The sequence below is a fragment of the Shewanella rhizosphaerae genome, from assembly GCF_019457655.1.
GTDB lineage: Bacteria > Pseudomonadota > Gammaproteobacteria > Enterobacterales > Shewanellaceae > Shewanella > Shewanella loihica.
On the sequence record NZ_CP080420.1, the window covers coordinates 1,787,966 to 1,810,653 of the forward strand.

Sequence of the window (22,688 nt, forward strand, 5' to 3'; positions counted from 1 at the left end):
TAATATGGTCGATCTCGTGGTTAATTTTGATACATTACATCAGCTATATAGAGCCTACATGCCCTTCATACAGCCCGCGGGCTTGTTTGTGGCGACTACCGAAAGCCATTATCTAGGGCAGGAGCTTACCATCGCCTATCAACTACCGGGCTCGACCGTGCGTCATGAGTTTCAGGGCCTGGTGGTGTGGATCAATCCTCTGGGGGCATCCGGTGGCCGACCGGCGGGGATTGGGGTGAAGATAATCACCGACGCCCAGACCCACAAACATCATATCGAAAACCTACTTTCCCGCGAACTGGCCTCAGGCGATTTGACCTGTACCATGTAGATAGCTATCCTTTCGCTCCTTTTGTTGTGACTTAGGATTTTTGCGTGCTTATCGATTCCCATTGCCATCTCGATCGCCTCAAGGCGGCGCCCGATCAAGATTCATTGAAGACCTTGCTGACTCAAGCCAAGGAGCGCGGCGTGGAGTATTTCCTGTGCGTCAATGTGCGCCAGCAAGGTTTTGCCTCTATGCAGGCGAAAATGGCAGCCTTCGACCAGGTGTTCCTGTCGGCGGGCGTACACCCGCTGGATGTGCAGGAGGGGCTAGATACAGCTCAGCTGCACAGCTATCTGCAAGATCCTAAGGTGGTCGCCATCGGTGAGACAGGCCTGGATTATTACTACTCGGGCGAGACCAAGACGCTACAACAGCAATGTTTCGAGCAGCAGATCGCCCTGGCGGTCGAGGTAGATAAGCCGTTGATCGTCCATACCCGTGATGCCCGTGAAGATACCATCGCCATGCTGAAAGCGGGTAACGCGGACAAGGTGGGCGGTGTGCTGCACTGCTTCACCGAGAACTGGGAGATGGCCAAGGCCGCCATCGACCTAGGCTTCTATATCTCTGTGTCTGGCATTGTGACCTTTAAGAATGCCGGTGAGCTGCGCTCTGTTATCCGCAAGGTGCCAAAGGACAGGCTACTGGTGGAAACCGATGCGCCGTATCTCGCGCCTGTGCCTCATCGCGGCGAAGAGAACCAACCTGCGTTTGTTCGGGATGTGGCGGAATTTGTGGCCGAGCTGCGCGGCGAAAAGTATGAAGAACTGGCAGAGTATACCGGGGATAACTTCTTCAGGCTGTTCAAAGATGCGGCTAAGTTAGTGAAAGCCTAAAGGCTGTTGAGTGATACAGGTTCACGGTACTTGGCATATTTAGCGTATTAGCATATTTGGCGGCATTGAGAAATGCCGCTGAGTAAAGCGTTTAAGTAATGCTGCGAAGAATAGGCTTATCCAACAAGCCAAGAGAAGCAGATAAAAAAAGACCCAAAACTATTCCAATTGTTCTGGGTCTAGGGGAATGGCTCTTTGCAGAGCCGTGCGCTACTGTTTGAGATTGCCTCGAATTTCATCTCAGGCTTTTAGTGTAGTCAAACTCCACCTCACTGCCGGGCTCGTCTAGGCAAATCTCAGATTAAAATGTAACAAAATGTTAATATGTGGCCGCTGACGTTAATTCAGTGGCTTTTGCTTTAGTCTGCACCCGTAGCTTGCTGATCCACTGCAATCGCCGAAGAAGAGCAGATTTTATCCCGCACCAAGTCTCTGGGCAGGCTGTTTTTAAGCTTATTGCCCAGGTGTTTCACTAGGCCTAAGTGGGCGCCCTGGTAGCTGACCAGCCGCTCGCCTTGGGGCTTCTCTTTGGTGGCTAAGCCGATGTCACGTCCCATCAGGTATTGAATTGCCTGAGCCTCATCAAGCGGGATGCCTCGTGACCTGTCGGCCAGCGCCATTACGGCCTCGTGTCTAGGCTTAAAGCCTTTCTTCAGGGCGTCGGCCAGCTTGAGGCCGATCCGCTGAAAACGGATCTTACCGATAAGCGGCTCGACATTAGTCGGGAACAGCCAATACTCATCGTCTCTTTGCATCAAAATCCCCTGACCATCGAGATTGATGCCGAAGCTGGTATCGAAGTAGTCGCAGAGGGCCTGGCGAGATTTCTTGTTGATTGGGGTAAAGGGGAAGTTCTTCTGCTTGCGTGGCTCTTCGCTGTCTCTTGGCACCGCGGCGAGCTTGGTTAGCTTGGCGATGAAGAAGCCTTCGCTGTCGAAGATCTGTGGCCAGACATGGAGGAAGCCTTCGCTGGTGCAGGCCTTTTCGGAGCCGGGGAAGAGCTCGGCAAGGGATTCAAACTGCACTGCATCGCCATAGGTAGCCTTGAGGTGCAGGCAGACGTCCTGATTTTCGCGGCGATTGAGGGTACAGGTGGAATAGACCAAACTGCCGCCCGGCTTTAACGCGAGAAAGGCCGATTCAATCAGGTCGCGCTGTACGCTGGCAATGGCCTCTATCTCAGCCTCGTCCCAATGCTTGAGGGCGTCGGGGTCTTTACGTACGGTGCCTTCACCGCCGCAGGGGGCGTCGAGCAGTATGGCATCGAAGCTCTCGAACAGATACTCGCCAAACACTCTGGCATCAAAGTGGGTGAGGGCGAGATTGCTGGCGCCCATGCGCTGCACGTTGGCGTGTAGTACCTTGACCCGGCTGGAGGAATATTCGTTGGCAACCAACAAGCCTTGGTTGTTCATCATGGCGGCAAGCTGAGTGGTCTTAGAGCCCGGCGCCGAGGCCATATCCAGCAAGGTGAGGGAGGTCGCATCTTCTATCGGCTCGGGAAACAGTGCCTTAGGCGGCAGCATGGAGCTGGCTTCCTGAATATAAAACAGCCCCTGAATATGCTCTACCGTGTTACCCAGTTGCACCGAGTCATCCATCTTGACCCAGAAGCCGTCCTCGCACCAGGGCACAGGTTCAAACTGCCAGCCTTTGGCACTCATTAGGGTGATAAAGTCAGCGGTCGTTATCTTCAGGGTGTTGACCCGGATGGAGGGGCGTAAAGGCTTGGCACAATAGCTGATAAATTCATCCATCGAGAGATGATCCGGCATATCTTTCGCTATGCTATTGATAAAATTTTGATTTAGTTGAACCATAGGTAACAGAATAGAGATATTGTTAGTCGCCAGTATATCACATCCATTATCGGGCCTTGAGCAAAGCTTGGGGTGAAAGGAGTCTCGGGTGTTAAATCGCGTTTGGTTTGCCTTTTTTGTCACCGCCTTAGTCGCAATCGCCATCAGTCTGTTTCAGGGGCAGTGGCAGATCCTCTCAGCCGTGGTCGATGCCCTGTTTGCCAGTGCCAAGTTGGCCGCCGAAATTGCTTTGGGGCTGATAGGCGTGCTTTCCCTATGGATGGGCTTGATGCGAGTGGGAGAGAAGGCGGGTGTGGTGGGCCTCTTTGCCCGTCTGTTTGAGCCTTTACTCAGCCGTTTGATGCCAGAGGTGCCACGGGGACACCCCGCCTTTGGCAGCGTTACCATGAACCTGACCGCCAATGTGCTGGGGTTAGATAATGCCGCCACGCCGCTAGGGCTCAAGGCGATGCAGGATCTGCAGAGCCTGAATCCGGTGAAGAGTGTGGCTACCAATGCGCAGATCCTTTTTTTGGTGCTCAACACCTCTTCGGTCACCTTAGTGCCAGTCACCGTCTTTCTCTACCGCGCCCAGCAAGGCGCCGAGTCGCCGGCGGATATCTTTCTGCCTATCTTGCTGGCGACCACGGCCTCGACTCTGGTGGGCGTATTAGTGGTGGCCATCTATCAGCGTATCTCACTGCTCAATAGTGTTTTGCTGGGATATGCGGCCTTGATGCTGGCGGCGGTATCTGCCCTAGTATTTTATCTGGGCACTTTAACCGTTTCTGCCATAGGTGAGTTTTCGACGGCGCTTGGCAACGGCATCTTGGTGCTGCTGATCTTCAGCTTCATTCTGGTGGCAGGATTGCGTAAGGTGGCTGTTTATGATGAGTTTGTCGGCGGCGCCAAGGAGGGCTTTACGCAGGCGGTGCAGCTGATCCCTTATCTGCTTGCCATGCTACTGGCCATCGCCTTGCTACGCGCCTCGGGCGCGCTCGACTATCTGCTAGGGGTTATCGCCGCCCTGGTGAATCTGGTCGGGGGAGATACCCGGTTTGTCGATGCCTTGCCAACGGCCTTGATGAAGCCCTTCAGCGGCTCGGGCGCCCGCGCCATGATGCTGGAGACGATGCAGCATTATGGGGTCGACTCCTTCGCCGGTCGCTTAGCAGCCGTGGTGCAGGGGAGTACCGAGACCACCTTCTATGTGCTGGCGGTCTATTTCGGCGCCGTGGGGATACGTAATGGTCGTCATGCCCTGGTGTGCGGCTTAAGCGCGGATTTTGCCGGGATCTGCGCCGCGATCTGGGTCTGTTATCAGTTCTATGGTTGATCGGCGTATGCAGGCAGCAAGGCTGGCGACTTGCCAAGCGGGAATTAGTGACACAAGTAGGCCGCTAGGGGGAATATCCTAACGGCCTTCAACGGAAGAAATTGTGAAGCTTAGAAACGATAGCTTACCGACAGCATAGGGCCGATAAAGCTGTAATACAGGTTATAATCTGCCACGTTAAGCTGATCTGAGACACTGTGTTTAAAGTCAACGTCGACCTTGTAGTAGTTAAAGGCGGCCGACATGTGCCAGTTCTTGGTGATCTCGGCTTCGACACCGGCGCGGATATCGACCAGGCTGCCCTTGATATCATCGAGCTTGATGTAGAAATACTGTGCGTGAGCGTTGAACTTGAAGCCTGGGCTGAACTCATAGTCGCCATACAGGCCGACGTCCGGCAGAGGCGCCGTGACCTCTTCATCGACAAATCTTGGCGTGGCGGTTTGTGCGCATTGCTGTAGCGTCTCGCCCTTAGCACAGACACCTATGTCACCGTCAAACGCGGTCTTGATAAACATAGTGTGTACACCCAGGGACAGGCCAAGATTGAAGTTATTCCCTTGATAGAAGTTATAGCCATAGCCCAGACGGGCTATGTCGATATTGAGGGTGGTCTCCAGACGACCGCCTGATTGAATATCGTAAACCTGATCGTCTAGGGTGACCTGAAACGGTACGGTAAGCTTTTGTACTTCGGCGTTGCGGTGCAGCTGTTTCCAGTCGAAATAGATGCTGTGACGCGAGTTGAAGTGGTAGCTGGCCTCGAAAAAAGGCAGAAACTGCGATTCTTCCAATGCCAAGTCTTCTTCGAAATCAAGCCTGAAATTATTACCCTGAACCGGGTTGGTGACATCCATGCTGGAGTTAGAGTTGGAGTAGAAACCGCCGATTTTTAGCATGACCTCGCTGGGTTCTACCGGTGCAGACACCGAATAGGAATTGGCAGCTCCAGCGGCGAAAACCGAAGAACTAAAGAGACCCAAGCTAAATATGGCGACCGACTTAATCACTAACTACAACCTCTATCAACTAATAATTATTATAAGTTATTGATTTATTTAGTAAGACTTTTTTACTACGTTATCATTCTAGCAGGATATTTAAAATTGTGAATGATTTGTATCAAAAAATGTCAAGGTTGCGGCGTTTTTGTTGATATTGGGAGCTGGATTACAGAAATAAAAAGGCTCCCGATTGTGTATCGAGAGCCTGGTATTCAAGCTGGTAGCGGGTTAGAAAACCAGTGGCCAGAGGATCAGTAGCCAGGTGATGCCACACAGGGCCAGGGCGATAAAGACGGCCGCCGAGGCGATATCTTTTGCCTGTCCGCTTAGGGGATGGATCTCGTGACCGATACGGTCGACCACCGCCTCGATGGCCGAATTAAGCAGCTCGACGATCAAGACTATCATCAGCGTCATGATGAGCAGGATGCGCTCAACCATAGGCACGTCTACCAGCAGGGCGATGGGCAGCATGAAGAGGACCAAGATCAACTCTTGGCGAAAGGCCGCCTCAGATTGCCAAGCAAGTTTAAGGCCTTGCATAGAGAAACCTGTCGCTCTGAAGATACGTTTAATGCCGTGGTTATTTTCCGGTTTCATAGGTGTCCATTTCGTTTGTTCGATTTCGTTAGGGTCGATTTTGTTTGTGTCGTTTTACTGTCTCAGCCTGCCATTCTCTGATGCAGGCTGGCGAGTTACAATTTGGGCGCTAGTATAACACTCTAGTTACCTCCATAACATCTGCATGAGGGGCTTTGGGCTAAACTTAACGCTTAGCTATCATTCAGTTGCTCAAGGAGGAGCTATGTTGTGTTCTACTCGCCCTATGGTTATTGGGAGTATTGCTCTACTCCTGAGTTGGCTCTCGCCTGCTGCAACGGCCGCCGAGTCGCTCGAGTTAATCGAGTCGAATAAGCCAGCTGAGCCGCCCAAGGCAGTAGTTGTTGAGGCTAATCAGCTGACGCCAGAACAGCTAAAAACAGAACCGCTTGAGCCAGCACAACGACTCCCGGGCATACAGTTGGCCGGGAGTCTCGAGGCCGACCGACCTATATCAGAGTATTTGGTGAGCGAAAAGTTCGATGGCGTCAGAGGTCGCTGGACGGGAGAACGTATGCTAACCCGCTCGGGACAGGTTATTAGGCTTCCGGCTTGGTTTATCAAGGGCTTTCCCACGGAGCCCTTAGATGGCGAGCTGTGGATTGCTCGCCAGCAGTTTGAGGCGATCTCAGCTCTGGTGCGTGATAAAGACGCCGACCCTGAGCGTTGGCGCGCCGTTCAATTTATGGTCTTCGATTACCCCACTATTGATAAGCCCTTTGCTGAGCGCTATGCCCTCGCCATTAAACGCTACGCAAATTTGTCACCTTTCCTGCAAATTATTCCTCAGTGGCGAATTCAAGACAGTCAGGCGCTGAACGCCGCCTTGGATGAGTGGGTGGCTCAAGGCGCCGAAGGACTGATGCTGCATCACCAGGCTGCACACTACCTGGCCGGGCGTAACGGTGACCTGGTAAAACTCAAACGCTATCAAGATGCAGAGGCCAAGGTTATCGCTTACTTCGAGGGGAAGGGCAAGTATAGAGGAATGATGGGCGCCCTAGAGGTCGAAACAAATGAAGGCATACGTTTTAAGTTAGGCACAGGATTCAGCGATGAGCAGCGCCGGCATCCTCCGGCCATTGGCAGCACGGTTACCTACAAGTATTATGGCCTCACCCACAATGGTGTGCCCAGATTTGCCAGCTTTATGCGGGTACGGGAGCCCTTGTAAGAACGCTAATTAAGTAAGAAAGGAAGGCTATGTCTAAGGTTAACTCTGTCCTATTTGTCTGTCTCGGGAATATCTGCCGTTCACCGACGGCCGAGGCTGTGTTTAGGGGGCTGCTCAGCGAGCGCGGCTTGTCTATCGGCTGCGATTCGGCGGGCACCTCAGCCTACCATGAGGGGGAGGGCCCTGACAGACGGGCGCGCTTGGCAGGCGAGCGCCGCGGACTAGATTTTAGCGGTATTCGCGCCAGAGGCGTGACAGATGAAGATTTTGAACGTTTCGACCTTATCCTGGCGGCCGATAAGGCAAATCTTCGCGATCTGCGTGCGCGCTGCCCGGCTCACCATCAGTATAAGCTGGCCTTAATGCTCTCTTTTCTTGGGGAGGGGGATCGGGAGGTGCCAGATCCTTACTATGGCGGCGATGATGGCTTCGAGCAGGTTTTGGATTTACTGCAACAGAGCTGTGAAGAGCTGCTGTCACAGATTGCTAAGTAGCTAAGGTAAGCTGGGCTAACAAGTAGTGCTTAATAAGTAGAGCTAAGTAAGCAAGGCTGCGTTGGGCGAGACGGTAATGAGGTAAGGCTATAGAAGATAAAACCGCTTGCAACTGACGCCTATTGGAATAGTCCCAAGCGCATCACCTTGCAAGCGGTGAAATGTCAGTATTTCAATCAGACAGATTAGTCGTTATGACGAACGCCGGAGCGTTTCAGGCGCTCGGCCTCGATTTTGGCCTGTTTCTCCGCCTCTTTTTCGGCCAGGATCCGAGCCACTTCCGCCTTCTCGGCCTCGGCCATCTCTGGAGTCTCCAGTGACAACTGACCTATCTTACCCGAGCGGAACTCATGCAGCAGAAGCTCAGAAGCCTTGTGCAGATCGATTCTGCCACCCGGTCTCAGCGCGCCGCGCTTACGGCCGATCGCTTCGAGCAGGCCGATATCGTCATTGGGTAACTCTTTAAGCTTATAACGCTCAAGCATGGCATCGGGATAGGCCTTGAGGAAGTATTCGGCGGCAAACATGGCTACATCTTCATATTCCATTGCCGTATCTTTGATGGCACCGGTTACCGCAAGGCGATAGCCGCTGGCCTCGTTGTCCACCTTAGGCCAGAGAATGCCCGGGGTGTCTGACAGTACGATGCCATTTTTCAGATTGATACGCTGCTGGGTCTTGGTCACCGCAGGCTCATTACCCGTTTTGGCAATCACTCTGCCCGCCAAGGTATTGATAATGGTTGATTTACCTACGTTAGGGATCCCCATGATCATGGTGCGGATATCTTTCTCTATCTTGTCGCGACTAGGCACCAGCTTACGGCAGAGTTCAGGGACCTTACGCACCTGGGCAGCCTGCAAGGTGGTGATGGCCATCGCCTTTACCCCTTGCTCCTGCTCAAGATAGTCAATCCAGCGCTGGGTGATCTCGGGATCGGCCAGATCTGACTTGTTGAGCAGTTTGATACAGGGTCTGTCACCGCGCAAACTGGTGACCATAGGGTTTTCGCTGCTGTAGGGGATACGGGCGTCGAGTACCTCGATCACCAGATCGACCTGAGGCATCACCTCTGCTATCTCTTTGCGCGCCTTGTGCATATGGCCTGGAAACCACTGAATTGCCATCTCTGTACTCTGTCTCTGTGCAAATTTGGGGAGGGATTTTACCTTGATATGGCTTAAAAATCATAAATAAAAAGCGCCCTGAGGCGCTTTTTATCTTAGTCGAGGAGGTTAGATAACGCCTAATTCTCTCAGACGCTCCATCAGATAGCTGTCGGCGGTGTAACGCTCTGACAGGACCACCTCTGGCTTAGGATGTAGGAAGAGGGGCAGAGAGATGCGCGAGCGTGTCTTGTCGGCGCCCTCTGGGTTAACCACCCTGTGGGTCGTCGATGGGAAGTAGCCGCCTGATGCTTCCTGGAGCATGTCACCTATGTTGATGATCAGGTTACCGAAATCGCTCGGTACGTCTAACCATTCGCCCGATTTGGCTTTTACCTGCAGGCCTGGCTCGTTAGCGGCCGGTAGTACGGTAAGCAGGTTAATATCTTCGTGAGCCGCGGCGCGAATGGCGCCTAGCTCCTCGTCGCCCGACATCGGTGGATAGTGAAGGATACGCAGCAGCGTCTTGTGGCTGTTTTCGATCATCTTAGGCAGGGCGATAGAGTAATTGACCGCCACTTCTGCCGGTGTATGAGCTTCCACCCAACCTAGCAGCTCTTCGGCAAGGGCATTGGCTTCCTGGTAATAGCGCAGAATGTTTTCCCTGAGGGAATCGGGGATACGGCCCCAAGGGTAAACATGGTAATACTCTTTAATATCTTTAACCGTATGACCCTTAGCGGTTTCAGAAACATCGGCCGGGAAGAAACCATCGTGGGTCTCCGGCTTAAATAGGTAGTCATGTTTCTCATCGCTATTGAAGAAGGCTTGCCACTCTTCATAGATGGTATCTACTAAGGCCTTGTCGATTGGGTGATTTGAGAGTACGCCAAATCCAGTTTCACGCAAGGACTCAACGAAGCGCGGGGCGCTGTCCTGAGCACGGTAATCTATTGTTTCTAATTTCATATTTTGTTTTCTTGTTATTGAACCCCGCAGGCAGTGTACCCCTGGGATCGCCTTTGGGCAATTGGGTGTGATAAAAATCACGTTTTCATTGTTTGGCCATAAGAAGAGGCTAGATCACCGCTAATATTTTCATCATTAAAATCATAGGCTAGCTAATAAACAGCCGATAATTGATATAATCATGTAATAACCTACCTATTTACTAGGTCTTTTATCTGCTATTGTGAGTAGTGTGATCTTATTGACCCTAAGGGTCGTATTAGCGGTACAGGAGTGCAAGAGTCTTTAACTATGCGTGAACTAACGGAATTTGAGCGGTATGTGATTGAGAGCAAGGGGACCGAGCGCCCCTTTAGTGGCGAGTATAACCAGCACGATGCGCCTGGTGTCTATCACTGTAAGCGCTGTGATGCGCCTCTCTATCTGTCCGAGCATAAGTTTAACGCCCATTGTGGCTGGCCTGCCTTCGATGATGAGATCCCTGGGGCGGTCAAACGATTGCCCGATGCCGATGGGCATAGGGTGGAGATAGTGTGCGCTCAGTGCGGCGCGCATTTAGGCCATGTGTTTGAGGGAGAATACCTGACAGACAAGAATTTGCGCCACTGCGTGAACTCTGTCTCCATGGTCTTCAAAGGCGAAGCGACGCAGCAGAGCGATGACAGTCATATTCGATGGGCGACCTTAGGCGGTGGCTGCTTCTGGTGTCTCGAGGCGGTGTTTAGTCAGCTAAGAGGCGTGATAGCGGTGAAGTCTGGATATGCGGGTGGGGATGCCTCCAGCGCTAACTACCGCGCGGTCTGCGCCGGTGATACAGGCCATGCCGAGGTGGTGCAGATAGAGTTCGACAGTCATATCATCAGCTTTGATGAGCTGCTGGAGGTCTTCTGGCAGAGCCATGATCCCACCACCCTGAATCGGCAGGGTAATGACGTCGGTACCCAGTATCGCTCGGCGATCTTTGCACATGACGATGAGCAGATTAGGGCCGCAAGTCAGATGATAGACAGGCTGACCGAGGCCAACATCTTCGATAAGCCCATAGTCACAGAGCTGGTGGCGCTGGATAACTTCTATCCCGCCGAGCCTTATCACGATGCCTACTTCGAGCAGAATGGGCAACAGCCCTACTGTCAGATGGTAGTCAAGCCCAAGGTGGATAAGATAAAGGCCCTGTTTAAGGAGCGGCTCAAGTCGGGCGGCGGATAATAAAAAAAGGCGCATCATGCGCCTTTTTTGTTGTTAAGGGTTAGCCAGCTTATCTGGCGCTGAACGCCCTAAGAGTCGAGTTTGTCGTCGGCCACCTTGTAGTGAGGATCTTCGATCAGGTTGACCTCCACCAAGTCGCCCGCCTTATGCAGCAGCTGCTTACAGTCGTGGCTGAGGTGACGCAGATGCAGTCGCTTACCCGCACTCACATAGCGCTCGGCAAGGGTGTCTATGGCTTCGAGGGCCGAGTGATCGCACACGCGAGAGTTTTGGAAGTCGACAATCACATCTTGTGGATCTGTCTTGGCGTGGAACAGCTCTAAGAACTCGGCAACTGAACCGAAGAATAGCGGACCGTTTAGCTTATAGACTTTCCAGCCGTTGGCATCTTCGCTCACATCGACGTTGATATGTTTGGCGTGCTCCCAAGCAAAGACCAGCGCTGAGACAATAACGCCGACAAATACCGCAAAGGCGAGATCGGTAAACACAGTCACCACAGTCACCAGTAGGATCACGAAGGCATCATGCTTAGGCACCTTACGCATCACCTTGAAGCTTGCCCACTCGAATGTGCCCAGTACCACCATGAACATCACCCCCACAAGCGCCGCCAGTGGGATCATCTCGATCAGCGCCGAGCCGAACAGGATAAAGGTGAGTAGGGCAATGGCCGCCGTGATGCCCGAGAGTCTGCCGCGTCCACCCGAGTTAATGTTGATCATCGACTGACCTATCATGGCGCAGCCACCCATGGCGCCGAAGAAGCCACTGGTGATGTTACCTATGCCCTGGCCGACACATTCCTTGTTGCCTTTGCCTCGGGTGCTGGTCATCTCATCGATCACCGTCAGGGTCAGCAGTGACTCGATAAGACCAACGGCTGCCAAGATAAAGGAGTAGGGCAGGATGATCGACAGCGTCTCCAGGTTAAAGGGCACAGAGGGAATGGCGAAGCTTGGCAGGTTACCGGCTATAGTCGCATGCTCGTCACCAGACATGGATTTCAAGAAATCCAACACGTTGCGGGTATCGAGTTCGAAGTAGACCACGATGGCGGTCACCGTTAGGATCGCCGCCAGCGATGATGGAAACGCCGTGGTAAGCTTAGGCAGGAAGTGGATGATCGCCATGGTGAGGGCCACTAGACCCAGCATGAGGATCAATTGATCCTGTGGCAGCCAGGTTAACACACCGTTAGCGTCGGGGACCTTAAACTGGCCAAGTTGCGCCAGAAAGATCACTATGGCCAGACCGTTCACGAAGCCTATCATTACCGGATAGGGCACGATACGGATAAATTTTCCCAGCTTAAACAGGCCACAAGTCACCTGTATCAGGCCAGCCAGCACGACCGCCGCAAAGAGGTATTGCACCCCATGTTCGCTGACCAGTGCCACCATGACAACCGCCATGGCACCCGTGGCGCCAGAGATCATGCCGGGACGACCGCCGATAAGGGCGGTGACCAGTCCCATGATGAAGGCGGCGTATAGGCCGACCATAGGCTCGACACCGGCGACGAAAGCAAAAGCAACGGCTTCGGGGACCAATGCCAAGGCAACCGTGAGTCCCGACAACAGGTCGGCTCTGTGGCTGCTGGTTTTGTGACGAATAAGATCGAACATTTAGCCTCTGTTATTAATATGTTAGTTGAGTTATTTTCGGTCGCGCATACTAGCAAAATAGTGGCGCCAATAAAATAAAAAGCCATGCATTATTGCATGGCTTTTTTGACTTAAGGCTTAGTATACCTTAGGGGCGTGCCATTTCCGAGTTTGCGCTGTTACCGCGTTTCACTGGCTCGGCCGACGCTTCTTTTGCCGTGGCTTCATATTGACGTCCCGATGGGGTGTCGACGAGCGTCCTGGCTTCTACCTCAGGTTTGGTCATGGTAGAACTCACCATGGAACCAAAGCGGCTGGTGGCCTTAGGCGCAGGCTTCTCAGCCTCGTCGCTAGCCTTCTCTTCTGGCTTTTCCTCTGCTGGCGTTGCCTCAACTTTAGCCGCAGGTTTCACCTTAGCGGTTGGGGCTGGTACGGCTGCTGGCTTTGCCATAGGGGCAGAGGCGGCGCTGCTCTCTTTGGCTGCAGGCGCTTCAGTAACTGGCGCTTCAGTTTCAGTCTTAGCTTCAACTTCGACTTCAGGCGTCTCGACTGGCGCAGTTTCTACTGCCACTGGCTCTTCGGTCTGCGCTGCGACGTCATCAACTTGAGGCGCCGCTTCCTGGCTGGCCTTAACCTCTTCAGGTGTGCTGGTTAGATCCAGTTCCGCCTGAACTTCCTCTTTCAGACTGGCTTTCGCCTCGCCTGCCAGTGGTAGGCTCTGCTGAGTTTCTTCTACAGAGGTTTCCTCTTCAGAAGCGACTTTGGCCTTAGGTGCACGACGTCTTGACTTAGGCTTGCTCTCTTCTTGAGAAGCTTCTTCGGCAGCCGCTTTAGCAGGTGCTTCCTCGGTGACAGTCGTTTCGGTGACTGTGGTTTCGATCACAGTAGTTTCGGCGACTGTAGTTACTTCGTTAGCCTCTTGTTTAACCGTTTCTTGCTCAGTCACAGGTGTCTGTACTTCGCTAGCGGCTTCAACAACGCTGCCTTCTAGGTCAAGTTGCTCACCCAGCAGAGGCGCGGTTTCCACCTCGTTTGGAATGAAGGCGGGCTCGCCATTGTTAACTTCACCATTGCCTTCTTCATCGCGGCGACGACGTTGACCGGCGGCGCGCAGATGACGTGGGCTACGACGACTACGACGTTGGCCTTCTCTTGGCTCGCGTTTGCCTTCTGACTCGCCTTCTTGCTGTTGAGCACTAGCCTCTTCTGCTTGAGCTTCGTCTGCATGCGCTTCGACTTGTGCTGTCACTTCGGTATCGACTGCTGTTTGAGGTTCGCTCGCTGCCTGAGTCTCGACAGCTGGCTGTTCGCCGGCTGTGTCTTCAGCGGCGACTTGCTCGGCTTGAGTCTCGTCTTCTAGCTTGTCGACTTTTTCCTGCTTAGGCTTGCTCTTACGTGGCTGACGCTTCTGACGCTGTGGCTTATCCTCTGCAGTGGCTTCTGCGGCTGGCACTTGTACCTGCTCGTCGTTGGCCATCTCGGCAACCTCGACGGCGAGTGCGGCCTCATCGGCAAGCTGCTGCTCAGACTGCACACGTACCTTGCGGCGCATGTTGCGGCGTTGACGACGCTCGCGAGCGGCTTCTTGCTTTGGGTGTTGCGCTTGGCTTTCTGTGTCTTTGTTCTGACTCTGCGGCTTGTCGTCACGGTCACGCTTTTGGCGTTTCTCATTACGGCTCTTCGCACTGCGGCTATCCGCGTCATCAGGCTTGGCACTACGGCTGCGCTTGTTGTCTGTCTCTTTGCCTTCGTCGCGGCCCTTACGTGTATCGTTGCGACGGTTGTTGCGACGACTGTTACGGTTTTGCGCGTTGCGACGAGGCTGCTCTTTCTTGACCTCTTCCTTTGGCTGCTCTGGCTCACCACCAAACAGCTTGCCGATGGCGGCAAATAGCTTGGCAATTAAACCTGGCTCTTGAGCCTTTTCAGCTGGCTTGGCTGGCGCGGGAGCCGCCTGGGTTGGGGCATCCTTAACCGGTGTCGAGAAGCCTTTCAGTGCTGGCTCAGGTGATGCGGCGCGCTCTAGTTTGCGCGGCTCGTAGAGCTTAGACTCAGGCTGCTCGAGCAACTTGTAGCTTGACTCGCTGATCTGATCGTCTTTGCGGTGGCGGGTCACACGGTAGTCAGGTGTCGTCATGTTTGGATCAGGGATCACATAGACTTCGACATCATGACGCTGCTCAGTGATACGAATGGCTTTACGCTTTTCGTTGAGCAGGAAGGCGGCGACATCGACAGGGACGATCGCTTCAATCTGAGAGGTGTTCTCTTTGATCGCTTCCTCTTCCATCAGACGCAGGATAGAGAGCGCCAGTGATTCGGTACCACGGATGGTGCCCTGGCCATGACAGCGTGGACACAGGTGCGCGGCAGACTCTTCCAGTGACGGACGCAGACGCTGACGCGACATCTCCATCAGACCGAAGCGAGAGATGCGGCCCAGTTGAACACGGGCTCTGTCGTGATGCACGGCGTCGCGCATTCTGTTTTCGACTTCGCGTTGATGTCTGACCGGTGTCATGTCGATGAAATCGATAACGACCAGGCCGCCCAAGTCACGCAGACGCAGCTGACGGGCAATCTCGTCGGCCGCTTCAAGGTTGGTATTGAGCGCAGTTTCTTCGATATCGCCGCCCTTAGTCGCACGGGCCGAGTTGATATCGATTGAGGTCAATGCTTCGGTTGGATCGATAACGATAGAACCACCAGAAGGAAGACGCACTTCACGCTGGAAGGCAGATTCGATCTGAGTTTCAATCTGGAAATGGGTAAACAGCGGTACTTCCGCCTCGTAGCGCTTGATACGATCGACAAAGTCAGGACGCACCAAAGCCACGTGTTGTTTGGCCTGTTCGTAGATACGCTGATGGTCGATCAGTACTTCGCCAACGTCGCGGCGTAGGTAGTCGCGGATGGCGCGAACGATAACGTTACTTTCCTGATGGATCAGGAAAGGTGCAGGGCGGTTTTGCGCCGCTTCTTCGATGGCAGCCCAGTGGTGCTGAAGAACCTTAAGGTCCCATTTCAGCTCGGCAGCGTCTTTACCTACACCGGCGGTGCGCACGATAAGCCCCATGCCTTGCGGCACTTCCAGCTCTGACATGGCTGCTTTTAGCTCGGTACGCTCATCGCCTTCGATTCGACGAGAGATACCGCCGGCGCGAGGGTTGTTTGGCATCAGCACCAGGTAAGAGCCTGCCAGACTGATGAAGGTGGTCAGGGCCGCGCCCTTGTTGCCACGCTCTTCTTTGTCAATCTGTACTATGACTTCCTGGCCCTCTTTAACCACCTCTTTGATGTTAGGACGGCCTTGGAAAGAGTAACCTTTAGGGAAGTATTCGCGTGCAATTTCTTTGAGGGGAAGGAAACCATGACGCTCGGCGCCATAGTCGACGAAAGCCGCTTCGAGAGAGGGTTCTACGCGGGTGATTTTACCCTTGTAGATGTTGGCTTTCTTCTGCTCGTGACCAGGACTCTCAATGTCGAGATCGTACAGTTGTTGCCCATCAACGAGGGCAACGCGCAACTCTTCAGATTGAGTCGCATTAATTAACATCCGTTTCATGATGACGTATTTCTTCTTAAAATAAGGTCATCAAACGTAGCTGTTGTCGATGCATTACGGGCCCAGAATGGTAAGTGGAGCCTCACGGCTTGGGTCTGGGCTAGGGTGCGCAATCTCTGTAAGACGCAATCGCTGCGTGTCGCACCCTATTTATGGCTTATTTTTTAAAATCGCTAAAAACAAGGAATTCGTTGTTAAACGTCAACCAACCCCATAAATTCTAATGTACTTTCCGGTAATGCCAAAATCGATAAGTGCTCGTCTGACGACAAGTTAATAGTAAACTTCGAAATTTGGGGGCGCTATTCTTAGAGAAACCACGTTGAAATGTGGCATTGATACTGTGTTTAGTCGTTTAAACTCGTTTTCTCGGTTTATTTTTATCCAACGACTTGTAAGTCAATCACTTACTACTCAGTAAAAATGGCTTTTAGTCTCCGCTCTTCGCGCCTGCATTGGGGGATTTGTGAACACTTTATTCACTATTTATCCCCATTGGCGTGGCAAATATAGCAACAATCCTGAAAATCAGCAAATGGAAAGGCACAAAACTTGTTATCTGATGTACAATGTGCAGCTTGAAAGAGACAAGGCGTAGCATGAACAATCAACAAGCGTTAAATAAAGTCGAACTGGTGACGATCGACGAGGATAACCTCGGCCAGCGAATCGATAACTTTCTGGTCACTAAACTGAAAGGCGTCCCCAAGAGCATGATCTACCGTATCGTGCGCAAGGGTGAGGTACGCGTCAACAAGAAGCGGATCAAACCCGAATATAAGCTGCAAGACGGTGATGTAGTGCGAATCCCACCTGTTCGCGTCTCCGCCAGCGAGGACAAGCCAGGCCCAAGTGCCAAGTTGACCAAGGTGTCGCAACTCGAGGGGCGTATCCTGTTTGAAGATAAGGCCATCATAGTGCTTAATAAGCCCGCGGGCATTGCTGTGCACGGTGGCAGTGGTGTGGATTTTGGCGTGATTGAGGCGATGCGCTCGCTCAGACCCCAGCAGAAGTTTCTCGAACTGGTCCACCGCTTAGATAAGGAAACTTCGGGCGTCTTGTTGATCGCCAAGAAGCGTAGCGCGCTTAAACACCTGCACGATCAGCTGCGTTACAAGAAGATGCAGAAGGACTACATGGCCTTGGTTCGTGGAGAGTGGCAAAACCATGACAAGGTGATCAATGCGCCGCTGTTGAAACTTACCCTTAAATCGGGCGAGCGTATTGTGCGGGTCAACCAGGAGGGTAAACCCTCGGAAACCCGTTTTAAGGTGGTGCAGCGTTACCAAGGTGCCACCCTGGTGCAGGCCAGTCCGGTTACCGGACGTACTCATCAGATCCGTGTGCATTGCCAGTATGCCGGACACCCCATCGCCTGTGACGAGAAATACAGCGAGCAGAAGTTCGATGATGCAATGCGCGAGTTGGGCCTTAATCGTCTCTTTCTCCATGCCGCTCAGCTGAAATTTACCCATCCGGTATCGGAAGAGGTGATGCAGGTGAAGGCACCACTGGATAAGGCACTACAAGACTTGTTGAATAAATTGGATAAGGCATGAAACGATACGATTTAGTGATATTCGACTGGGATGGCACCCTGATGGACTCCGTCAGCAAGATTGTGGCCTGCATGCAGCAGACCGCCAGGGAGCTGAGCATGATGGTGCCGAGCGAGCAAGCAATTCGCGACATCATAGGTCTGTCGATGAATGAAGCGCTAAATGTTCTGCATCCGAGCGCCTGCGAGCAGACCCGTCAGAATATGGTTAGCGTGTATCGCCAGCAGTATCTGCAGCTTAATCAAACTCCGAGCCCAGTATTTGACGGCGCAGAGCAGCTACTCCTGTCTCTCAAGGCGTCCGGGCATCAACTGGCGGTGGCCACCGGCAAGGCCCGCGCCGGGTTAGACAGGGTGCTTAATGAGACTGGTTTTCATCAGCACTTTGTGGCCAGTCGCTGCGCCGATGAAGCCAAGAGTAAGCCTCACCCGCAGATGCTGCACGAGCTGCTCTCACTGCTCGATGTTGCTCCCGAGAAGGCGGTGATGATTGGCGACTCGGTGCACGATCTCAACATGGCCAGCAATGCGGGAATAGATGGTATAGGGGTGAGTTATGGCGCCCATTCGGCGTTGAAGCTGCGAGAAGCCAACCCTGTCGCCATCGCCGAGCATCCGCTGGCGCTGCTACCACTCATCACTGGCGAGCCTCGTTAAGCCGCTTACGGCGCTTGTTGCGGTACATTGATTTGTCCGCCAAACAGATAAGCGCCGAGACATCTCTTTGATCCGGCTCGACCCAGTGACAGCCGATACTGGCGGCGAGCCTAAGATGATCTCCCTCATGCCTAATGCCTTCGTCGAGCATCTGATTCAGGCTTAGGCAGAGTGTGTTGATAGCCAGCCGTTTGTCACTCTCATCATAAGCATTGAAGCTATGCAATATGATGAACTCGTCGCCGCCGATCCTTGCCACCATCTCAGCCTCGGGACATACCTTCCTTAAGATCTCGGCAACTTTCTGCAGCACCTTGTCGCCAACCAGGTGGTTGTAGTTGTCGTTGATCAGCTTGAAATCATCCAGATCCAGATAAAGCACGGCGAGTTCTGCTTGGCTTTTGGGCTGGCTAGAGAGCAACTCGGCGAAGTGATTAAACAACGCCAGACGATTAGGCAGCTGGGTCAGCGAGTCATGAAAGGCCAGATATTCACTTTGCTCTTTTGCCTTATGCAGCTCGGTAATATTATGAGCCGAGACTATGACCCCGCTTATCTGGCCATTTTCATCCTGGTGCGGGTTGTGATGGACGTTGAGGTATTGCGGCTCGGACACCGAAGGGGGATGGATGCGGGTCTGGGTGTTGATCGATTCCCCGGCGAAGGATCTGTCTAGCAGTGGCTTGAGGTGAGTCTCGAATATCGTCTTGCCGTGGATCTCGCTTGCATGTTTACCGATGATCTCACTCGCATCACAGTTAAGCAGGTGCTCATAGCCTTTAGACACCACATGATAGCGATAGTCGAGGCCGACGAAGGACATCATGTGGTGGGTCGATGCAATCATCTCCTTGTGCACCGACAATTCTCTAGACATCAGCAGGCGCTTGTACTCGATACCGATTCGCTGGGCGAGTAGCCGGAAAAATTCCCGTGACTTAGTGTTTTCCCGCTGGGGGAGGGTATCCATGACTAAGATATGCCCAATCGGGCCGCCTTCGTCGTCCAGGATCAACTCGGCCTGGTAGCTGACTGCGCCGAGATCTTTGATAAGCTGAAAGTCGGGAAAGCGCTGCTGCAGATCATTTGCATACAAGAGATGGGTATTGGGATAGCGCATCTGATAGATGGCTTCACAGGGGGAACCCATAAGATCGAATTCAAATCCGGGAATGGTTTGTTTCACGTCGCAAAAAGCGACCACCTCTATTTTCCCGCGATGAATCGAGGGGCGGGCGAAGGCCGCCCAGCGACACTGAGTCACCAGCGCGAGTGCTTTTAGGGCTCGCTGAAAAAATCGCTCGTCGATACAGGGGGCGGCGAGCAAGGCAAGCGCTTCTTCGAGATCGGTCATAATAACTAACCACCCAAATGCAATTGACTTCCTTGTCGCTAAGTTATTGGCGTATGAAAATCTTAAACTTCAAAGTAGCTAGTTTTTATCCGTTTGTGAAGCCTGGATTTAGTGAATAAAACTAAACATGCTTGATTGTGTGGAGCGAATGCCTAACGGTGGGCTGCGGTAAGGACTTGCGAAGGCCTTTGTCCTGGATTCGAATCTGCCAACCGTGGTGAAACCGGCTGGCACATATGTTCTGGTGAGTACGTACTGGTGAATATCTACTTGTGAACAAGTGTTGGTGAATAGTGCTAGTGATTAAGGTCTGACGATTCACTATCAGCTATTAGCGGATAACCTTTATTTCTGCGCCGGCGCCAAGATGTCCACCCCTTGCTTAAGTAACATCTGGGTGAGGGCGATCAGAGGCAAGCCAACCAGAGTGTTAGGGTCCCGTCCCTCGAGGCGTTCAAATAGAGCTATGCCCAGGCCTTCAGATTTGAAGCTGCCCGCGCAGTAGAGCGGCTGCTCAGTATCGACATAGTACTGGATCTGCTCAGTCGTTAATGCCCTGAACTGTACGGTGAAGGGCTCGCAGATCACCTCGCTCGTCTCATCGGCCACGTTAAACAGCGCTAGGCCGGTATAGAAGGTGATGGATTTACCTGAGACGCGCTCGAGCTGCGCAACGGCGCTGGCACGAGTCAGCGGCTTACCTATGATGTCGCCATCGACCACGGCGACTTGATCTGAGCCTATGATGAACCCGCTCTGACGGCCCACTGCGCCCGCCTTGGCCTTGGCTAATGCCAGGCGCGTTACCAGTTGCTGAGCCGATTCACCCGCAATGGGGGTCTCATCGACCTCAGGGGCGCAGGTATCAAACTCGATAGCGAGTTTTTGAAGTAGAGACTGACGAAATACCGAGGTGGAGGCGAGTATGATAGCCGGGGTCATGGTTTTACCTTGTTATCTATTGCGGAGTAAAGCTTTATGTAAGTGGCGGCTATCATAAGCCATCTTGGGTAAAAATGTAGAACTGCGTCGTGTAGAAGATGAGATGGGTGAGCAAAGTTCTTACGCAGCGACACAAAAATAAATGCATGCTTAGACCGACAAGTAAGGTGCGGACTATATTTAGACAAGGGTAATAAAAAGGGGCGACTAAGGTCGCGCGAATGCTTCTATTTTAAGCGTGCGGGGCTTGAGTATCCATTGGCCCTTGGGTAAAATTTTCACTCCAACAATTTTTGAATTATTGATGGGTTTTATCGCTTTCGTTAAGGGGATCGATAAAGGAGATAAATTTTCCTTTGACTCAAGGTAATTCAAACTATAATATGCGCGCCTTATGCAAACAGTAAAGATACCGGTTTCAATTGATCCTATACGCGCGGCGGCCAGCAAGCTTTCTTATGAAGGCATTGTTCCCGGTGTGCAGTTAAAAAGATTAAATGAATTATGTGCCGGCGACTGTTCCGATGTGGCAGTGTCGCTTGAATGTGGTGTAGATATACAGGGGATAGTCTACCTGAAAGGGAAGGCTGTGACGGAGCTCACTCTGATATGTCAACGTTGCATGACGCTTTTTACCACTGAGGTTACGGTCGACTTTTGTTTTAGCCCTTGCGGGTCTGAGGCAGAAATCGATGAGCTCCCGGATGCGTATGACCCTATTGAGTGCAATGAGATAGGTGAGATTCGTCTGCATCAATTGATTGAAGATGAATTGATAGTAGCTATGCCTTTGATTCCGATGCATGCAGAAGAAAGCTGCAGCAAAGGCGATCAGGATGTAGTAGTAGGCGAGATTGAACCCGCTCAAGAGGAGCGTCCAAATCCGTTTGCAGTGTTAGAAAAACTGAAGAGCAAGTAATCTAGGAGACAGGTCAAATGGCTGTACAACAGAATAAAAAATCTCGTTCAAAGCGCGGTATGCGCCGTTCACACGACGCGTTGAGCACTGCTCAACTGTCAGTTGATGCAACGAGTGGTGAACTACACCGTCGTCACAACGTGACTGCAGACGGTTACTACCGTGGTCAAAAGGTTATCAACAAGTAATCTGTTGATTGCCGATGACTAATCTGACGCTTGCGTTAGATGCGATGGGGGGCGACTTTGGCCCCCGCATCACAGTGCCTGCAACCCTGCAGGCACTTCGCTTATACCCCTTCTTACACGTCATCATGGTGGGTGACAGGTCGCAAATCGAACCTCTGCTAAGCCACCTTGAATCTGATTTACTCTCGCGTATTGAACTCGTGCACACCACAGAAGTGGTGAAGATGTGCGATCGCCCCGTGCATGCGCTGCGCAACTGCAAGCAAAGTTCTATGCGTCTGGCGATCGAGCTGGTACGAGACAAGAAGGCGCAGGCCTGTTTAAGCGCGGGTAATACCGGGGCCCTGATGGCCATCTCCAAGGTGTTGCTCAAGACGCTTCCCGGCATAGATAGACCCGCCCTAGTTAGCTGCTTACCGGCAGTCAATCATAAACCCGTGTATCTGCTCGATCTCGGTGCCAACGTCTCCTGCTGCTCGGAAACCCTGTTTCAGTTTGCGGTGATGGGCTCTGTCCTGTGTGAGGCGGTGGATAAGAATCCTGCCCCAAAGGTGGCCCTGCTCAACGTGGGCATCGAAGAGATCAAGGGTAACGATCAGGTACAGCAGGCGGGACAATTACTGCAGCAAAGTCCTCAGCTCAATTACGCCGGATTTATCGAAGGCGATGACATCTATTCGGGAAATGTCGACGTCATCGTCTGTGATGGTTTCGTTGGCAACATTACCCTGAAAACCTCAGAGGGGATTGCAAGGCTCCTCGTCCATCAGTTGAAGAAAGGCTTAACTCAAGGCTTTTTCGTACGATTACTGGCCAAGTTAATCGCCCCGCGCATTAATAGTGTTTTAAATCAGATGAACCCCGACCACTATAACGGAGCAAGTCTGATAGGATTGCGCGGAATTGTAGTAAAAAGTCATGGAAGTGCGGATGAATCTGCCTATTTACAAGCAATTAGTTTGGCAGTGACCGAAGCACAACGTCGACTCCCCAAGATGATCGAAGAGCGTCTTGAGTCGATCCTTTTAGACATAAATAACTGA

Annotated in this window: 20 protein-coding genes; 11 read left to right on the top strand and 9 right to left on the bottom strand. The window is 52.5% G+C overall.

Annotated features, from left to right (window positions below):
* The first annotated feature begins 4 nt into the window (after nt 1–4).
* Both K0I63_RS08100 and K0I63_RS08105 read left to right on the top strand, forming a co-directional pair.
* Complete coding sequence (locus K0I63_RS08100; protein WP_011865380.1) at nt 5–331, top strand: PilZ domain-containing protein; 327 nt, start codon at nt 5–7, stop codon at nt 329–331.
* 44 nt (nt 332–375) lie between these two features.
* Nucleotides 376–1,164, top strand: a complete 789-nt coding sequence (locus tag K0I63_RS08105) for a TatD family hydrolase (protein ID WP_220044906.1) — start codon at nt 376–378, stop codon at nt 1,162–1,164.
* 359 nt (nt 1,165–1,523) lie between these two features.
* On the opposite strand, the gene rsmF is transcribed toward K0I63_RS08105, so the two are convergent.
* Nucleotides 1,524–2,984 carry a 16S rRNA (cytosine(1407)-C(5))-methyltransferase RsmF gene (gene rsmF / locus K0I63_RS08110; RefSeq protein ID WP_220083087.1) on the bottom strand — a complete coding sequence of 487 codons (1,461 nt, stop codon included), beginning with the start codon at nt 2,982–2,984 and terminating at the stop codon, nt 1,524–1,526.
* Between the two features lie 88 nt (nt 2,985–3,072).
* On the opposite strand from rsmF, the gene K0I63_RS08115 reads away from it, so the two are divergent.
* A complete protein-coding gene (locus tag K0I63_RS08115; RefSeq protein ID WP_011865383.1) occupies nt 3,073–4,299 on the top strand; it encodes a nucleoside recognition domain-containing protein in 1,227 nt (408 codons plus the stop codon).
* A 110-nt stretch (nt 4,300–4,409) separates the two neighbouring features.
* Here the strand turns inward: K0I63_RS08115 and K0I63_RS08120 are convergent, their stop codons facing one another.
* Together K0I63_RS08120 and K0I63_RS08125 are read right to left on the bottom strand one after the other, a co-directional pair.
* A complete protein-coding gene (locus K0I63_RS08120; protein WP_434086798.1) occupies nt 4,410–5,282 on the bottom strand; it encodes a DUF481 domain-containing protein in 873 nt (290 codons plus the stop codon).
* Nucleotides 5,283–5,531: 249 nt separating this feature from the next.
* Nucleotides 5,532–5,903 carry a diacylglycerol kinase gene (locus K0I63_RS08125; protein WP_220083089.1) on the bottom strand — a complete coding sequence of 124 codons (372 nt, stop codon included), beginning with the start codon at nt 5,901–5,903 and terminating at the stop codon, nt 5,532–5,534.
* Nucleotides 5,904–6,108: 205 nt separating this feature from the next.
* On the opposite strand from K0I63_RS08125, the gene K0I63_RS08130 reads away from it, so the two are divergent.
* Together K0I63_RS08130 and K0I63_RS08135 are read left to right on the top strand one after the other, a co-directional pair.
* Complete coding sequence (locus K0I63_RS08130; protein WP_258406972.1) at nt 6,109–7,077, top strand: DNA ligase; 969 nt, start codon at nt 6,109–6,111, stop codon at nt 7,075–7,077.
* 29 nt (nt 7,078–7,106) lie between these two features.
* Nucleotides 7,107–7,571 carry a low molecular weight protein-tyrosine-phosphatase gene (locus K0I63_RS08135; RefSeq protein ID WP_220083090.1) on the top strand — a complete coding sequence of 155 codons (465 nt, stop codon included), beginning with the start codon at nt 7,107–7,109 and terminating at the stop codon, nt 7,569–7,571.
* 185 nt (nt 7,572–7,756) lie between these two features.
* On the opposite strand, the gene ylqF is transcribed toward K0I63_RS08135, so the two are convergent.
* Nucleotides 7,757–8,698, bottom strand: a complete 942-nt coding sequence (gene ylqF, locus K0I63_RS08140; protein ID WP_220083091.1) for a ribosome biogenesis GTPase YlqF — start codon at nt 8,696–8,698, stop codon at nt 7,757–7,759.
* A gap of 108 nt (nt 8,699–8,806) precedes the next feature.
* The gene (locus K0I63_RS08145; RefSeq protein WP_220083092.1) at nt 8,807–9,646 is read right to left on the bottom strand and encodes an isopenicillin N synthase family dioxygenase; all 840 of its coding nucleotides are present in this window, start codon (nt 9,644–9,646) and stop codon (nt 8,807–8,809) included.
* A 291-nt stretch (nt 9,647–9,937) separates the two neighbouring features.
* Between K0I63_RS08145 and K0I63_RS08150 the strand changes: the two genes are divergently transcribed.
* Nucleotides 9,938–10,855, top strand: a complete 918-nt coding sequence (locus K0I63_RS08150) for a bifunctional methionine sulfoxide reductase B/A protein (protein WP_220083093.1) — start codon at nt 9,938–9,940, stop codon at nt 10,853–10,855.
* A gap of 68 nt (nt 10,856–10,923) precedes the next feature.
* On the opposite strand, the gene K0I63_RS08155 is transcribed toward K0I63_RS08150, so the two are convergent.
* Complete coding sequence (locus K0I63_RS08155) at nt 10,924–12,483, bottom strand: SulP family inorganic anion transporter (protein WP_220083094.1); 1,560 nt, start codon at nt 12,481–12,483, stop codon at nt 10,924–10,926.
* Between the two features lie 127 nt (nt 12,484–12,610).
* The gene (gene rne, locus K0I63_RS08160; RefSeq protein ID WP_220083095.1) at nt 12,611–16,027 is read right to left on the bottom strand and encodes a ribonuclease E; all 3,417 of its coding nucleotides are present in this window, start codon (nt 16,025–16,027) and stop codon (nt 12,611–12,613) included.
* Between the two features lie 599 nt (nt 16,028–16,626).
* On the opposite strand from rne, the gene rluC reads away from it, so the two are divergent.
* Both rluC and K0I63_RS08170 read left to right on the top strand, forming a co-directional pair.
* A complete protein-coding gene (gene rluC, locus K0I63_RS08165; RefSeq protein ID WP_220083096.1) occupies nt 16,627–17,586 on the top strand; it encodes a 23S rRNA pseudouridine(955/2504/2580) synthase RluC in 960 nt (319 codons plus the stop codon).
* Complete coding sequence (locus K0I63_RS08170; RefSeq protein ID WP_220083097.1) at nt 17,583–18,242, top strand: HAD-IA family hydrolase; 660 nt, start codon at nt 17,583–17,585, stop codon at nt 18,240–18,242. Before rluC ends, K0I63_RS08170 begins: the two co-directional genes overlap by 4 nt.
* Here the strand turns inward: K0I63_RS08170 and K0I63_RS08175 are convergent.
* Together K0I63_RS08175 and K0I63_RS08180 are read right to left on the bottom strand one after the other, a co-directional pair.
* Nucleotides 18,223–19,596, bottom strand: a complete 1,374-nt coding sequence (locus K0I63_RS08175) for a sensor domain-containing diguanylate cyclase (protein ID WP_220083098.1) — start codon at nt 19,594–19,596, stop codon at nt 18,223–18,225. The two genes, K0I63_RS08170 and K0I63_RS08175, sit on opposite strands and share 20 nt — an antisense overlap.
* Before the next feature lie 345 nt (nt 19,597–19,941).
* Entirely contained in the window at nt 19,942–20,538 is a 597-nt protein-coding gene (locus tag K0I63_RS08180; RefSeq protein ID WP_220083099.1) for a Maf family protein, read from the bottom strand.
* 394 nt (nt 20,539–20,932) lie between these two features.
* Between K0I63_RS08180 and yceD the strand changes: the two genes are divergently transcribed.
* The 3 genes from yceD to plsX are packed head-to-tail and all read left to right on the top strand — an operon-like array spanning nt 20,933 to nt 22,688.
* Entirely contained in the window at nt 20,933–21,457 is a 525-nt protein-coding gene (yceD, locus tag K0I63_RS08185; RefSeq protein WP_011865397.1) for a 23S rRNA accumulation protein YceD, read from the top strand.
* A gap of 17 nt (nt 21,458–21,474) precedes the next feature.
* On the top strand, nt 21,475–21,645 hold the full coding sequence (rpmF, locus tag K0I63_RS08190; protein WP_011865398.1) for a 50S ribosomal protein L32: 171 nt from the start codon (nt 21,475–21,477) through the stop codon (nt 21,643–21,645).
* A gap of 14 nt (nt 21,646–21,659) precedes the next feature.
* On the top strand, nt 21,660–22,688 hold the full coding sequence (plsX, locus tag K0I63_RS08195) for a phosphate acyltransferase PlsX (protein WP_011865399.1): 1,029 nt from the start codon (nt 21,660–21,662) through the stop codon (nt 22,686–22,688).